Source organism: Longimicrobium sp., from assembly GCF_036387355.1.
GTDB lineage: Bacteria > Gemmatimonadota > Gemmatimonadetes > Longimicrobiales > Longimicrobiaceae > Longimicrobium.
Window position 1 is genome coordinate 14,935 of sequence record NZ_DASVTX010000080.1, and the last position, 13,443, is coordinate 28,377.

The window sequence follows — 13,443 nt, forward strand, 5'->3', positions numbered from 1 at the left end:
TTGAGGATGGGAATCGCGGCGATGCGCGGCGTCAGGCGCGGGGGGCGGCAAGCATGGCCTGCAGCCGCGCCCGCACCTGAGGCCAGTCGTCGTCCACGATGCCGAAGTACACGGTGTCGCGAATGACGCCGTGCTCGGAAATGGCGTGCTTCCGCAAGATGCCTTCCTCGCGCGCGCCGATGCGGGCGATGGCGCGGCGGGACTTCTGGTTCTGCGCGCTGGTCTTGAGCTCCACGCGCACGCAGCCCAGCGTCTCGAACGCGTGGCGCAGCATGAGGAACTTGGCTTCGGTGTTGATGGGCGAGCGCTGCCAGGGCGCGGCGATCCACGTCCACCCGATCTCCACGCGCCGGTGCCACGCCTCCACGTTGCCGAACCGCGTGCTGCCGATGACCCTGCCCGTCGCCGCCTCCGTGGTGACGAACGGCAGCGCCGTCCCCTGCTCCTGAAGGCGCAGCGCGGCGTCCACGTACCGGCGCATGTCGTCGTGCGAGTGCACCTGCGTGAGGGTGTAGCGCCACAGCTCCGGATCGTCCGCGGCCTCCCACAGCGAGGGAACGTGCTCCGCCGTTATCGGCACCAGGCGCACGTGCGCCCCCTCCAGCACCACCGGCTCCAGCTTGATCATCGCTCATCTCCGGATGCGTTGCGGATGCGAAGATGAGGAGCGGCGGCGGGTTGTGCAATCGCGGAGGGGCGGTGTGCCACGTTCGGTGGCAGGGGTCGAAAAAAAGGGAGAGCGGCGCGGCTCTCCCTTTTCCGTCCGTCCATCACGCGATCAGGTGTGCTTCTTGGCGGACGGGCAGACCTGGTGCTCCGGATCCCACCAGAGCACCCGGAACACGTGCTCGTCCATGATGCCCCACACCCGCCGCCGGCCGCTGATGCGCAACGAGAAGAGCTGGTCCACGTCGTCCTGGTGGATGCGGACCAGGCGCTCCTGCGCGTCCCGGCTCAGCTTCCCCACCTCCACGCCGTGACTGCCCGTAGGTCCGTCGATTTCCTCCCAGGTCATCGACTCGAAGCTCTTCAGTTTCCCCAGCACCTCCACCAATCCGTCACCGTCGATGGTCCGCCAGCACCACGGCCCGCCCAGGTCCACGATGCGGAAGGCCCACGTGGGGGAACGGGCCCGTGGATTTGCAGGAATTGACCGTGGAGTGCGGTCTTCGCCGCGCGAAAGATTGGACCGCGGCTGCTTGCCGCGGTCCGGGACAGAAGCAGCAGGCCGCTTGCGCCCGCGGTCAGTCACGGTCCTCGTCGGCGGGAAGCGTGCTGTAGTACTCCATCATGCTTTCCAGGCTGATGACCCGGTCGCTTCGCTCGCCGTCGGGCACTCCCTGCCGCGCCTGCCGCCAAGGCGACTCGCGGTGCGTGAGATCCGAAAGCCACTGCGCGCTTCGCGGCGCGTAGTAGCCCAGGACCGCGTCAATGGTTTCGCGCGCCTTTTCGTCCAGCACGGTTGCGTCGCCGTACGGCCACTCGCGCACGTCGAACTGCCCGCGGTGCCGCGCGTAGAGTTCCCGCACGACCGGCCCGTTGGCCCAGGCCTGGATGGGTTCGTGGAACAGCGCGCGGTCGTCCCACACCAGGGACCAGGCCTGGGAGTAGTAGACCAGCTTCTGCAGCTTCATCGCGGAAATCGGGCTGTGCCGTTCCAGGATGTACGCCGCAACATCGTGAGCGGATGCCATGCTCGCCCCCTCGCCCGTGCACCGAATATCACCCGAAAACGAATCTACCCACACCAAACCAGCCAGTCAAGACCGGACACTGTGGTCATCCATTCAGGCTCTTAAACCGGGATGCCGCGGGGTCGGCTGGAGCGAACCGGCGCGCCCAGGGCTCAGGCTGTGGCGGCGACGTCCAGCGTGGCGGCGGGGAAGGCGGGGGGGAGGACGAGGCGAAAGACGCTGCCGGTACCTTCGCTGGATTCCGCTTCCAGCCGGCCGCCCAGCAGCGCGGCGAGCCGGCGGGAGATGGGCAGCCCCAGCCCCGTGCCGCCCAGGTTGGCGTCCGGAAGCTGCACGAACTCCTCGAACACGCGCTCCAGGTGGTCCGCGGGAATCCCCTCGCCCTGATCCATCACCTCCACCACCACGCCGCCGTCCCCCGCGCCGCGCACGCGCACCGAAACCGGGCGCCCGCGGCCGAACTTGATGGCGTTGCTGAGCAGGTTCAGCAGAATCTGCCGCACCCGCCGGGGATCGGTGAGGATGGGATTGTCCGCGTCTTCCGTCTCCAGGTGCAGCGCGCTGCCGCTGTCCGCCGCCAGGGGGCGCACGGTGGCGAACAGGTCCGTCACCAGCTCCGGAATGGACGCCGGCTCGGGGGTGATCTCCATCTTCCCCGCTTCCAGCTTGCTGATGTCGAGCACGTCGTTCACCAGGTCCAGCAGGTGCCGCGCGGCCCGCTGCGACCGCTCCACGCCGGCGCTCTGCACCTCCGTCATGTCGCCGTACACGCCGGAAAGGAGCAGGTCGTTGTAGCCCAGGATGGCGTTGATGGGGGTGCGCAGCTCGTGGCTCATGGCGGCGTAGAAGCGGCTGCGCGACGCCAGGGCGGCTTCGCGCTCCTGCTCCATGCGCCTGCGCTGGGTCATGTCCAGCACCAGCGTGACCCCCTGGTCGGCCGTCTGCTCAAAGGTAGCGGCGGAAACCAGAACGGGGACGCGCTCGCCGTCGGGCCGCACAAACTCCTTTTCGTACGTTTCCGCCACGCCGCGGTCCGCCAGCTGCGCCATGGCGGCGGCGTCCGCGGCCACCCACTCGGGCGGCGTCATGGCCACCCAGTCCACGCGGCCGCGGGCCAGGTCTTCCGGCGTGTGCCCCGTCATGCGAAGGAACGCCTCGTTGGCCGACGTCACCCCGCCATCGATGGACCAGAAGAGCATTCCCACCATCCCCGACTCCGACACGCGCCGAAGCCGGGCCTCGCTTTCCTGCAGCGCGGCGCGGGCCTCCTCCTGCTCGGTCAGGTCCTGCACCTGGGTGACGAAGTACAGCGGCTCGCCGTCCGCGCCGCGCACCAGCGACACGCTTTCCAGCGTGGGAACGGCGCGTCCGTCGCGGGCCAGGTAGCGCTTTTCGCTCTGGTACGAGCGCACTTCGCCGCCCAGCGCGCGCTCCATCCGCGCCTGGTCGTCGGCCCGGCCCCGGGGGTGCGACACGTCGGCAAAGCGGCGCTCCAGCAGCTCCTCCGCAGTGTAGCCCAGCATGCGGCTGAGCGCCGAGTTCACCCGCAGAAAGCGGCCGTCCAGCCCCACGAGCGCCGTGCCCACGCCGCCGTCCTCAAAGGCGCTGCGAAAGCGCTCCTCGCTTTCGCGCAGGGCGTTCTCGGCCCGGCGCGCCTGCTGCTCCGCGCGAAACACGCGGACGGCGTGGCGGATTCCCTGGGCCAGCCGCTCGGGGGTGATGGCGCCCTTGCTCACGAAGTCGGCGGCGCCGGACTTCATGAGCTCCACCGCGGTTTCCTGGTCGCCGTGGCCGGTCAGCATCATCACCGGCGTGTCGATTCCCGCCTCGCGCGCGGCCCGCAGCACCGACAGGCCGTCGCCGCCGGGGAGCTGAAAATCCAGCAGCACGCAGTCGTATCCGCCCGTGCGAAGGGCGGCCAGGCCCGCCGGCGCGTCCGCCGCCTCGTCCACGTGCGCGTCCAGGCCGGCGGCGCGCAGGGCGCGGCGGACGGCCATGCGGTCCAGTTCGTCGTCGTCGACGACCAGAATGCGGTACGAGTCGGGGTTGGCCACGGTCAGGGGTACTCGACCAGCGTCCAGTACTTGTTGAGGGTCGCCATCGTCTCTACGAAGCTGACGAAGGTGACAGGCTTGAGGATGTATCCGGCCACGTTCAGGTTGTACGCATCCACCCGGTCGCGCTCGTCGGCGCTGGTGGTGAGCACCACCACCGGCGTGGGGCGCAGCTCGGCGTCATCGCGCAGGGCGCGCAGGAACTCGATGCCGTTCATGCGCGGCATGTTCAGGTCCAGCAGCACCAGCCGCCGCTCGCGGGGCATGTCGCTGCCGCGCAGGGTCTCCAGCGCTTCCAGCCCGTTGCCGGCCACCCAGAGCGGGTTGCGGATGTTGTTTTTTTGAAACGCGCGGCGAACGTTCATCACGTCCACCTCGTCGTCCTCCACCAGGAGGATGTTCAGCATGGGTTCGCTCACGCGGCGCCGCTCCGTCAGGTTCTCCGGGCTCGCGCAACCGGACGATGCGCCCCAGCCTTCGTCCGCCCCCGCCCACACGCGCCCGTTCCGCCACTGCAGGTTCGGGCAGACGGCAAAGGCCCCGGTCCCGGTGTGCTGCGGTGCGGTTTGCGGGGCCGATGCGTCTGGAAATCCCGAAGATACGATCCACCCCGCGGCGGGCAATTCCCGCGCCGCGCCCCGGGGTTCGTGAGACCCGGCGTCGCAGAGTTGGCCGGGCGATGGCGGCTGAGGTGACGCCGCGGTCCGTCGCGCGTCCGGTCGGGGACGGGTGCGCGCGAGGCAGCGAAGGCGCTTGCGCGGACACCCCGTTCCCGGCGACTGTAGGGGAGCGGCTGCACCGGATTGCGGTTGCACGCCGCTGGCGGATAACGACATCCTGCACGGTGCCCCGGCGGGGAACCTGAGGTGGATGGAGTGTACCAAGGCGAAGCCGTGGAAAGGATTGCAAAGGCCGGGCACCGCCGTGGCGGCGAGTGTTGTGGCACAACGCGTTAGGGGCTTACGATGCACGTGTACCTTCGGGAAGAGCCGGTCGATCTGCAGATGAGGGAAGTGGAGGCCGAGGGGCTGGTGGATCCCGATTCGGGGCTCATTCCCATGGCCTTCTTTTCCGGCCTGAACGAGACGCCCTCGTTCCGCGCCTTTCTGCCGCCGGAAACGGTGAACATCCTGCACCAGGTCATTACGGGCCCGGTGCGGCTGGGGCTGATGGCCGAAGAGCCGGAGGATCCCGCGCAGGAGATCCAGGCCATGGTGGGGCTCAGCATTCCGGTGGATGAACTGCCCGAGGGCATGGTGCCGGAAGAGGTGGAGGCCGAGGAGAGCGAGTCCGAGCCGTGGAAGCCGGGCGCGGAAGGGTGGCGCGCGGACGGGTGGAAGGACGACGCGGGCGAGGCGGATGACGACGAGGCGCCGCGCACCATTCTGCTGGCGTTCGCGCCGCTGGTGCGCATCAGCCGCCGTCATCCGGGAGATTTTGGGGAGGAACTGGCGGACCTGCTGGAAAGCGCGCTCAGCGGCGCCACCAAGCCGTCGCTGGAAGCCCGCGTGGACCGCATGCTGGGGCTTTGACGCACCGCATCGACAGAAAAGCCTCTCCCGTTCATGCGGGGGAGGCTTTTTCGTCGGATGGCGGGTTGCGGAAGGCGGGATTCTGCGCTCCGCCGCCCTGCTGAGCGAATGAATTCGCCGCAACAACTGCGGAAAGTCTCCCCGAACAGACGGGGAGACTTCACCTGCACGGAGGCGGACGGTTGGGTGGGTCGCGCAGGGTGCGAGGCAGCCTGAGCGAGTGAACTCGCCGCAACAACCGCTGAAAGCCTCACGGTACTGCTGTGAGGCTTCACCTGCTCGACGGCTACGGGTTGCGCCGAGGAGGTGATCGCGGATGACGGGCATCCCTGAGCGGATAAATACGCCGCTTAAAGTGCGGTAACCCCGACTCGTGGTCGCTGTCGCGCCCACGATCGGGACTTCAACTGACCCTGCGGATAGCCGCATGGCACTCGTTCGCCGCGCGCCGTATCCTGTAATCGTACTCTCGTACTCTCGTACTCTCGTACTCTCGTACTCTCGTACTCTCGTACTGCAGTTCCGCACTCACGCACTCACGCACCCAGCACTCACGCACTTCCCTTGACCCTGCGCGGCCGCTTTGCCCCCAGCCCCACCGGCGCCCTGCACGCCGGCAACGCGCGGTCCGCGCTGCTGGCGTGGCTGCACGCGCGCGCGGCGGGCGGGCGGTTCGTCATGCGGGTGGAGGACCTGGACTTCGGGCGGGTGCGGCCCGGCTACATGGAGCGGCAGCTGGAGGAACTGCGCTGGCTGGGGCTGGACTGGGACGAAGGTCCGGACGTGGGCGGCCCGCACGCGCCGTACGTGCAGTCGCAGCGCCAGCCGCTGTACGAGGCCGCCCTGCGCCGCCTGGCGGAAATGGGGATGCTCTTTGCCTGCACCTGCTCGCGCCGCGACATCGCCGGGGCCGCCAGCGCGCCGCACGCCGGCGAGGAAGGGCCGCGCTACCCGGGCACCTGCCGCGACCGCCGCGTGGAGCCCGGCCCCGCCTCGCTGACGGACTTCGGCCGCTCGCAGTTCGCGCTGCGCGTGGCGGCGCCGGCGGGAGCCGTCCCGTTCACGGACGGGCTGCTGGGCCCCTGCGCCTTTGACCCCGCGGACGAGGGCGACTTCGTGGTGCGCCGCAAGGACGGCGTGGCCGCGTACCAGCTCGCCGTGGTGGTGGACGACGCGGCCATGGGCATCACCGACGTGGTACGCGGCGCGGACCTGCTGTCGTCCACCGCGCGGCAGATTCTGCTCTACCGCGCGCTGGACCTGCCCGTCCCCCGCTTTCTGCACGTCCCCCTCATGCTGGGGCCGGACGGCGAGCGGCTGGCCAAGCGGCACGGCGCCGTTTCGCTGGGCGAATTGCGTGGGGCCGGGGTGCCGCCGGACGCCGTCGCAGGATGGCTCGCCAGCACCTGCGGCCTGGCCGCGCCGGGCGAGCGGCTGCATCCGCGCCAGCTCATCGAGCGGTTCGACGTCGCGCGGCTCCCCGTGGCGCCCACCGTGGTCACTGATCGCGATCTGCATCTGCTCCGGAGCGCTGAAGCAGTGCATCCACAAGACGGGGGCTGACGCGCGACAGTATTCCGCAAGCGTCCGCGGCGTACTATCTTTGCCCGCCAATCACCCGATTTTCCCTCCGAAGAAGCCCCGCAGTCCCCCCTTCTTCGACCCGATCAGGAGAAAGACCGATGCGTTTCGGTGTGCTCGTACTCGCCGGTGCGCTGGCGCTTCCGGCCGTGGCCGCCGCCCAGGTGACCGGCGTGGACGCCCCGCCCAGCCCGGACCTGGTGCCCCCCGCCCGCTATACCGTGACTCCCTGGGTGGGCTACCGCCTTCCCACCGGCTACAACGACGTGGCCGCCGTGGGCAACGCCGCCACGCTTTCGGTGCGCACGTCGCGCGGCGGAAACGTGGCCGTGGGCCTGACCGGTGAAGCGCGCGTCTACGGCCCGGTGAACGCCGTGGCCGCCATCGGCTACTCGCCGGCGGACCAGGACCAGGTCGTGTTCACGGACGCGGAAGGCAACACGGACGGCTACATCCTGGAAGGCCCGGCCGTCACCTTTCTGAAGGCCGGCGTGCAGTACCGCCTGCCCGACCCCATTCCCGACAACCGCCGCTATCACCCGGCCGCGTTCGTTACCGTGGCGCCGGCGGTGGTGTGGAGCAACTACCCGGAGCTTTCGGGCTTCAGCGACAACGTGAACTCCACCTCGCGCGAGTTCGCGCTCAACCTGGGCGTGGACGCGGTCACCATGCTCAACTCGCGCGGCGTGGCGCTTTCGTTCGCGGTAGAAGACTACATCACCTTTCTGGACCGCGACCGCATCCGCCTGCGTGAGGGCGAGCTGGGCACGGACTTCTTCGAGGGCGAAGACACCTCGTTCAACGTGGACTATTCCACCAGCAACATTCTGCTGCTGCGCGCCGGCGTGTCCTGGCGCTTCTGATCGAGCGCTTCTGGTGGATGATGAGCGGCGCCGCTCCGGACTTCCGGAGCGGCGCCGCCTTCGTTTGCCTGCCCCCGGCCGTCAGCGCAGGTGGTACCACCCGCCGCCCAGCGGCATGCTGCCCCAGCTGGCCTGGCCAAAGATCCGGTTGGCGGGCTGCCACGCGCGCCCGGGCGGCAGAAACAGCAGCACTTCGCGAAAGTGCTCCTCGGTGCGCAGCGCGACGCCACCCTCATCTACCTGCGCCTCGGCGATCCCCGCATTTTCCAGCATGCGGACCACGCGGTCGTACTCCGCCCGCGGGGTGCCGCTCAGCCCCAGAACGTAGTCCAGCGTGCGGCCGGTGGAATCTGTCGGCGATACCATCACGTCGCCGGCCAACGTTCCCTGGTAGCCGTTCAAGCTCTGCGGAGTCCCGCCGCCGCGCCGCCACTCCCGCAGCCGGCCAAAGCGGATCAGTTCATTCGCCACCGGCTGCAGTTCGGCCACCTGCCCGGCCAGCCGAATCTCCGTTCCCGCGGCCTGCATGGGACCCGAGGCCACGATGCTCGCCACCAGCGCGCCCAACGCGAGCAGCGCGTGCCGGAACTTGCCCTCCGTGGGCCGGACGAGCGTGTGGATGGCGAGGGCCAGCCCGCTCAGGCCCAGAACGAGGGCGGCCAGAATGTAGAGCGCGAAGCTCGCGTCGCCGATCCACGCACTCGCCGCGGCCCCCGCGAGGATCAGGGCGATGGAGCCGTACCACAGGACATACATCACCGTGGACGGTTCCGGGCCCGTGCTCACACGCGGCACCGAGGTCGGCGGGGCGCCCTCTTTTCTGACCGGCACCAGCGCCATCGATGGACGGATCTCCGTTCCCGCCATCGGTGGCGCCGCGGAAACGGCCTCCGGCGCGCTCACAACTCGCTCCCGTACTCCCCCTGGCTCCGGCCGCCGTACGGCGCGGGCTGCGCCGGGGCGGGGGAGGCGGGCGCCGCCGCGGCGGGGACGGCGGGCTGCGGCGCGGCCATCACATTCGCATCGGCGGCCGGAACCACGACGGCCGGCGTGACCGTCACCCCCACGGGCGGCGTGTAGGGCTCGGGCTCGGGGCAGCGCATCCCATCCAGCCGTTTGCGATGGGCCTGCATGGCGCGGTGGGCCCGCTGGCGCGACAGGCTCCAGCTGCGCCAGTCGCCGGGGCCGTCGGCCCAGCGCGCGAGCAGTTCGTCCGCGGCCCGGCAGCGCGCGCCCTTGCTCATCCCCGGCAGCGCGGCCAGCAGGGGCGGCACCGCGTCCGCGCTCAACGTGGCGGCATACGCGCCGTCAAAGCGCAGCGCCGCGTCCGGGCGCGAGGCGTTCACCCGCACGATCAGCCCGTCGGGGTTGGCCAGGTGCAGCAGCACCACCATGTCCAGCGCCGTCACCAGCGCGCCCCACGCAAACCGCTGGCGGTGTCCGCGCAGCACCGTCCAGGCGAACCATCCCGCCACCACGCCCAGCCACAGCATGAACGCCATCGTGTAAATGCGCAGCTCCGTGAGCCCGTACGCGCCCCAGTACAGCCGCATGCGGTGCACGCCGCTCCCCATCATCACAAAGAGCAGGGCGATCTGCGCGCCGGCGACGATGCGAAAGGTGCGGTGATGGGCGGGCGTGTCGCGCCGCACCAGCCAGTCGGCCGCGAGGAGCATGGGGAGCACGAGGCCGGCCACCGTCACCAGTTCAAAGAAGCCGCGCCGCGCGTAGTCGGAAAAGGAGGTGGAGCCGGGCGCCTGGATGAGCTCGGCGTTCCCGAAGAAGTAGGGGAGCTGAACGAGGACGAAGGCGAGAAAGAGCAGGTTCAGCAGCCCCAGCGCCGTGGCCGTTTCTACGATGCCCAGGGAGAGCGATGCGGGGCGCGCGATGTCCGGCCCCGGCTTGTCGCCGCCCAGCGCCATGGTGCGCAGGATGCCGCCCGCGATCCACGCCACCAGCGCGCTGAACAGCAGGTGGCCGATGAGCGCGGCGGCATCCAGTTGAAACAGGCCGCCCAGCAGGCTCTCGAACCGCGCGTCCGCCGACACCAGAAGCGCGCCGAACACCAGCAGCAGCGGCACCGCCAACGCCGCGCCGCGAATGACGGCGAGCGTCGTGCTGGATCCGCCGCGCGACCGCAGTTCCTTCCACTGCACGTCGCCAAAGAGCAGCGACACCGCGCCGATGGCCGCGTCGCCCGCGGAGGTGGCGATGCCCAGCGCGTGGTGCGCCAGCCCGGCCAGCCGTACGCTTCCGCCGCGCGCCCGCATCATCGCCAGCGCGAGAATCACGAGTACGGCGGTGATGCTGAGCCCCTTGAGCGTGGGAGAGTCGCGCCACGCGGCCAGCGACGCCGCGCCGAGCGCGAGCGGAATCCACCCCACCGCCGCGTCCTGCGCCTCCGTCCAGCGCTGCAGCCCCACGATGGCCGCCACCAGCAGCACGGTCCACAGCGGCAGGCTGATGCCCCACGGCGAGGTTCGCAGCAGCAGATCCCCCGCGATGCCCACCCCCACAGCCGTGGCGGCAATGCCCAGCCCGGTGCGCGTCCGGGCGCTCAGGCCGGTTCGGGTTCCGGGGTGGGGCCCGGCGGCGCCGGCCATGTCCATCGTATTCATCAGCGGAACGTCCTTTCCGTAGTCGTCGGTTCACGCGCGGCACGCGGCCGCGGCGGGGCCTGATTGTCGCCGCCCGGCACGCGCGGCGTCGATGGGTCATCCAACCGAACTCCGGTTGCCAGCGTCTCCGGTGGATGGCGCTTCCGGTCGGTTGCGATCGATCGAACCGACCGCCGCCGCGTCCGGCGGACCGGCCGGTGATCGGCAGAGTCCCGGTGCCGTCAGGCGGACTCCTTCAATCGCCCGAAGCGCCGTTCGCGGCCGTGGAACCAGTCCACCGCCTGCCCCAGCGCGGCGGGGGTGAAGTCCGGCCAGGCGAGCGGGGTGAAGTACAGTTCCGCGTAGGCGCTTTCCCAGAGCAGAAAGTCGCTCAGCCGCTGCTCGCCGCCGGTGCGCACCAGCAGGTCCACGTCGGGCGCGGGCACCTGCTCGCCCATGGCGCCCGCCATCGCGGCCGCGAACTGCTCGCGCGTAGGCTCGGCCGTGGCGGAAAGCGTGGCGGCGGCGCGCATCAGCGTGTCGCGCGCCGAGTAGTCCAGGGCAATGCGCAGCGTGAGCCTGCGGCCGTGCGCGGTGGCGCCTTCCGCCGCGTCAATCTGCCGCACCAGCACTTCCGGCAGCCGGTCGCGCCGCCCGATGATGCGCATGCGCACCCCGTTCTCCACGCACCGCTGCGCCTCCGCCGCCAGGTAGCTGCGGAACAGCCGCATGAGCCCCGCGACCTCGCGCGAGGGCCGCCCCCAGTTGTCGCTGCTGAAGGCGTACAGCGTAAGCGTGCCGATCCCCAGCCCCGGCGCGGCCTCCACGATCGTGCGGACGGTTCTCGCCCCTTCGCGGTGCCCCGCCAGCCGCGGCCAGCCCCGCGCGTTGGCCCAGCGGCCGTTGCCGTCCATGATGAGCGCCACGTGCAGCCCGGCGGGACGGTGAATGGACAGAGTGCTTTGCATCGTAAAGTATCCGGGTAAAAAAAGGGACGGGTCAGCGTTCGCGAACGGCGTGAATGAGCGCTTCCATGTGATTCAGGTACGCTTCCAGCGCGCCGCGCCCGGCGGCGGTCAGGCTGAACTCGGTGCGGGGCGTGCGCCCCTCGAAGCTCTTGGCGCACTCCACGTAGCCCGCCTCCTCCAGCTTGCGGGCGTGCACGCTCAGGTTGCCGTCGGTGAGCCCCAGCATGCTCTTGAGCTCGTTGAACGACAGCGACGTGTTTACCGCCAGCGCGCTCACGATCCCCAGGCGAACGCGCTCGTGAATCAGACGGTCCAGCTCGGCCGCGGCGTCGTCGGCGGCGCCGGCCACGCTGCGCAGAACGGACGAAGTTGCGGGCTGCTGCGCCCGCTTGGCGTCACCCACCGTGCCTCCGGGCGATCAGGAATCCAAAGATGATGTGAAGCCCGCCGAAGCCGGCCGCCATCCACGCGTTGCCCCACCCCGCGGGCGAAAAGGCCGCGGCGGTCCCCGCGGCCATGAAGCACATCCCCATCAGCGGCACCGCACGGACGGAAAACGCGCCGGCCGTCATGATCCCCGCGCCGTACAGCATCAGCCACAGGCCGGGGAGCCCCGTGGCCATCCCCGCGCGGTACAGCACGATGGTGAGGATGGCGCCGGCCACCATGGGCGGCGCCAGGCTGAGGGCGAACTTGCGGCCGGGGCCGGTGAGCAGCCCCATGCGCGCGCTGCGGGCCTTCATGGCCGTGGTCAGCACGCCGATGAGCAGGCAGACCACCGCCGATACCATCCACAGCGCCAGCCAGTCCTCGGCGGAGCGCTGGCGCGCCCCCAGCCAGCTGGCCAGCAGCGCCGCGACGCCGATCACCACCTGCCCCCACCCGCTGACGGCCGTAAAGCTGCCCGCCCGCTCCATCGTCTCGCGGATGAAGCGCAGGTTGTCCATCGCCCGGGCGCTCAGGTCGAGGCTCGGGTCAGTGGGCTCCTGGGGGAGCGGCCGGATGGGGAGGATCTTCGCCATGGTATCCGTAGGATGCAGCGTTCCGGACCGGATGTCAAGTGCTTTGCATTGCAAAGCAACTCGCGTGCCGTGGAACTCTCCGGCTCCGGCCCGGATTCGGGGGCGGCCAGCGGGCTACCTGGCGCCGCAGAGGCGCGCGCCTTCGCGAAGGCGCATCTCGATCATCTCGCAGCGGATGTACGACGGCGTGCGGGTGAACGTCACCTGCAGCGTGCCGTCGTTCCGGTTCCACGTGTAGTCCGCATCGGCGTCGGCGTGGTGAACGGAGCCGGTGTCCGTGTCGGGAAAGGTAACGCCCAGCCGCCGCGCCTCGCGCCGGCAGCACTCCCAGACCTCGGCGGTGATCCCCGTGAGTGTGATCGCAGGACAGGCCATCGATGCTCCCCGTCGGCACGTGAGTGGGTGAATGCGGAAAGCGCCGCGCGCAAACGGGGTGCCGTGGCGCGCCGGAACGTCGATTGCAAAGTCACGCTGCCAGCCGTGCGGCAGCAGCGGCGGCGCACGCGGACGCACACCAGGGAGAACCGATGCGATACGATCAGGGATTCGGCCGGGGATACGACCGCGGGATGCAGGGCGCACGTCCGCGCGGATACGACTTCGGGCTGCGCGGATACAGCCAGACGGCGCCGGACCGCCGCCCCGTAGGGATGCGCGTGTACGACCGCGACTTCGGCCCGCGCGGGCGCACGGGCGGCGGGTACAACGGCGCGGGCGGGATGAACGCGAGCGGTGGCGGCGGATTCAACGGCGCGGGCCGAACGAACGCGGGGGGCGGGATGAGCGGGATGGCGGGGAGCTACGATGCGCCGTACCGCGGTCATCCCACGTACAACAACCGGGTGACGCAGCGGTACAACCGGGACTACGTGAACCCGCAGCCCAACCAGTTCCGCGAGAACTACAACGCGTTCGGCGGCGACTTCGACCAGCGCATCGTGGATACGACCGGCTACTGGCGGCCGTACAACACCATTGGCGGATCGTCTACCATGCGTGGCGGCGGCATGCCGATGGGGTGGGAGCGCGAGGCCTCCTACGGCCGCTACGACGAGGAGTTCCGCGGCTACGGCCGCGACTTCTACGGCCCGATGCGGTAGGGTGGGGAGGGGGGCAGTGGAGGTGCACACCC

General features: G+C 70.2%; 15 protein-coding genes. 4 read left to right on the forward strand and 11 right to left on the reverse strand.

What is annotated here, in order from left to right; genetic code table 11:
* Positions 1-31: 31 nt before the first annotated feature.
* The 5 genes from VF665_RS03760 to VF665_RS03780 all read right to left on the reverse strand — a co-directional run bounded on the left by VF665_RS03760 (position 32) and on the right by VF665_RS03780 (position 4,155).
* Positions 32-628, reverse strand: coding sequence for a GNAT family protein (locus tag VF665_RS03760; protein WP_331052069.1), 597 nt, complete (start codon positions 626-628; stop codon positions 32-34).
* Positions 629-778: 150 nt separating this feature from the next.
* Entirely contained in the window at positions 779-1,045 is a 267-nt protein-coding gene (locus tag VF665_RS03765; protein ID WP_331052070.1) for a hypothetical protein, read from the reverse strand.
* Positions 1,046-1,244: 199 nt separating this feature from the next.
* Positions 1,245-1,634, reverse strand: a complete 390-nt coding sequence (locus tag VF665_RS03770) for a Panacea domain-containing protein (protein WP_331052071.1) — start codon at positions 1,632-1,634, stop codon at positions 1,245-1,247.
* 212 nt (positions 1,635-1,846) lie between these two features.
* Positions 1,847-3,748 carry a PAS domain S-box protein gene (locus VF665_RS03775; RefSeq protein ID WP_331052072.1) on the reverse strand — a complete coding sequence of 634 codons (1,902 nt, stop codon included), beginning with the start codon at positions 3,746-3,748 and terminating at the stop codon, positions 1,847-1,849.
* A 2-nt stretch (positions 3,749-3,750) separates the two neighbouring features.
* Positions 3,751-4,155 (reverse strand): response regulator, encoded by a 405-nt coding sequence (locus tag VF665_RS03780; protein ID WP_414678104.1) that lies wholly within the window; start codon positions 4,153-4,155, stop codon positions 3,751-3,753.
* Between the two features lie 558 nt (positions 4,156-4,713).
* Here VF665_RS03780 and VF665_RS03785 point away from each other — a divergent pair.
* From VF665_RS03785 to VF665_RS03795, 3 genes are all read left to right on the forward strand, one after another.
* Positions 4,714-5,280 carry a hypothetical protein gene (locus VF665_RS03785; RefSeq protein ID WP_331052074.1) on the forward strand — a complete coding sequence of 189 codons (567 nt, stop codon included), beginning with the start codon at positions 4,714-4,716 and terminating at the stop codon, positions 5,278-5,280.
* 564 nt (positions 5,281-5,844) lie between these two features.
* Complete coding sequence (gluQRS, locus tag VF665_RS03790) at positions 5,845-6,843, forward strand: tRNA glutamyl-Q(34) synthetase GluQRS (protein ID WP_331052075.1); 999 nt, start codon at positions 5,845-5,847, stop codon at positions 6,841-6,843.
* 119 nt (positions 6,844-6,962) lie between these two features.
* Positions 6,963-7,724, forward strand: coding sequence for a hypothetical protein (locus tag VF665_RS03795; protein ID WP_331052076.1), 762 nt, complete (start codon positions 6,963-6,965; stop codon positions 7,722-7,724).
* A gap of 81 nt (positions 7,725-7,805) precedes the next feature.
* On the opposite strand, the gene VF665_RS03800 is transcribed toward VF665_RS03795, so the two are convergent.
* From VF665_RS03800 to VF665_RS03825, 6 genes are all read right to left on the reverse strand, one after another.
* On the reverse strand, positions 7,806-8,483 hold the full coding sequence (locus VF665_RS03800; RefSeq protein ID WP_331052077.1) for a hypothetical protein: 678 nt from the start codon (positions 8,481-8,483) through the stop codon (positions 7,806-7,808).
* A gap of 140 nt (positions 8,484-8,623) precedes the next feature.
* On the reverse strand, positions 8,624-10,342 hold the full coding sequence (locus tag VF665_RS03805) for a DUF4173 domain-containing protein (protein WP_331052078.1): 1,719 nt from the start codon (positions 10,340-10,342) through the stop codon (positions 8,624-8,626).
* A 221-nt stretch (positions 10,343-10,563) separates the two neighbouring features.
* A complete protein-coding gene (locus tag VF665_RS03810) occupies positions 10,564-11,289 on the reverse strand; it encodes a di-trans,poly-cis-decaprenylcistransferase (protein ID WP_331052079.1) in 726 nt (241 codons plus the stop codon).
* A gap of 31 nt (positions 11,290-11,320) precedes the next feature.
* Positions 11,321-11,692, reverse strand: a complete 372-nt coding sequence (locus VF665_RS03815; protein ID WP_331052080.1) for a winged helix-turn-helix domain-containing protein — start codon at positions 11,690-11,692, stop codon at positions 11,321-11,323.
* Positions 11,685-12,311 carry a hypothetical protein gene (locus tag VF665_RS03820; protein ID WP_331052081.1) on the reverse strand — a complete coding sequence of 209 codons (627 nt, stop codon included), beginning with the start codon at positions 12,309-12,311 and terminating at the stop codon, positions 11,685-11,687. Before VF665_RS03820 ends, VF665_RS03815 begins: the two co-directional genes overlap by 8 nt.
* 114 nt (positions 12,312-12,425) lie before the next feature.
* Positions 12,426-12,686 (reverse strand): hypothetical protein, encoded by a 261-nt coding sequence (locus VF665_RS03825; protein ID WP_331052082.1) that lies wholly within the window; start codon positions 12,684-12,686, stop codon positions 12,426-12,428.
* Between the two features lie 152 nt (positions 12,687-12,838).
* Between VF665_RS03825 and VF665_RS03830 the strand changes: the two genes are divergently transcribed.
* Positions 12,839-13,411 carry a hypothetical protein gene (locus tag VF665_RS03830; protein ID WP_331052083.1) on the forward strand — a complete coding sequence of 191 codons (573 nt, stop codon included), beginning with the start codon at positions 12,839-12,841 and terminating at the stop codon, positions 13,409-13,411.
* Positions 13,412-13,443 lie beyond the last annotated feature (32 nt).

What these genes read in the sequence shown, in the direction of transcription:
- VF665_RS03760 (WP_331052069.1), bottom strand. Translation starts at nt 628, where the DNA reads ATGATCAAGCTGGAGCCGGTGGTGCTGGAGGGGGCGCACGTGCGCCTG.
- VF665_RS03770 (WP_331052071.1), bottom strand. Translation starts at nt 1,634, where the DNA reads ATGAAGCTGCAGAAGCTGGTCTACTACTCCCAGGCCTGGTCCCTGGTG.
- VF665_RS03780 (WP_414678104.1), bottom strand. Translation starts at nt 4,155, where the DNA reads ATGCTGAACATCCTCCTGGTGGAGGACGACGAGGTGGACGTGATGAAC.
- VF665_RS03785 (WP_331052074.1), top strand. Translation starts at nt 4,714, where the DNA reads ATGCACGTGTACCTTCGGGAAGAGCCGGTCGATCTGCAGATGAGGGAA.
- VF665_RS03795 (WP_331052076.1), top strand. Translation starts at nt 6,963, where the DNA reads ATGCGTTTCGGTGTGCTCGTACTCGCCGGTGCGCTGGCGCTTCCGGCC.
- VF665_RS03805 (WP_331052078.1), bottom strand. Translation starts at nt 10,342, where the DNA reads ATGAATACGATGGACATGGCCGGCGCCGCCGGGCCCCACCCCGGAACC.
- VF665_RS03810 (WP_331052079.1), bottom strand. Translation starts at nt 11,289, where the DNA reads ATGCAAAGCACTCTGTCCATTCACCGTCCCGCCGGGCTGCACGTGGCG.
- VF665_RS03820 (WP_331052081.1), bottom strand. Translation starts at nt 12,311, where the DNA reads ATGGCGAAGATCCTCCCCATCCGGCCGCTCCCCCAGGAGCCCACTGAC.
- VF665_RS03825 (WP_331052082.1), bottom strand. Translation starts at nt 12,686, where the DNA reads ATGGCCTGTCCTGCGATCACACTCACGGGGATCACCGCCGAGGTCTGG.
- VF665_RS03830 (WP_331052083.1), top strand. Translation starts at nt 12,839, where the DNA reads ATGCGATACGATCAGGGATTCGGCCGGGGATACGACCGCGGGATGCAG.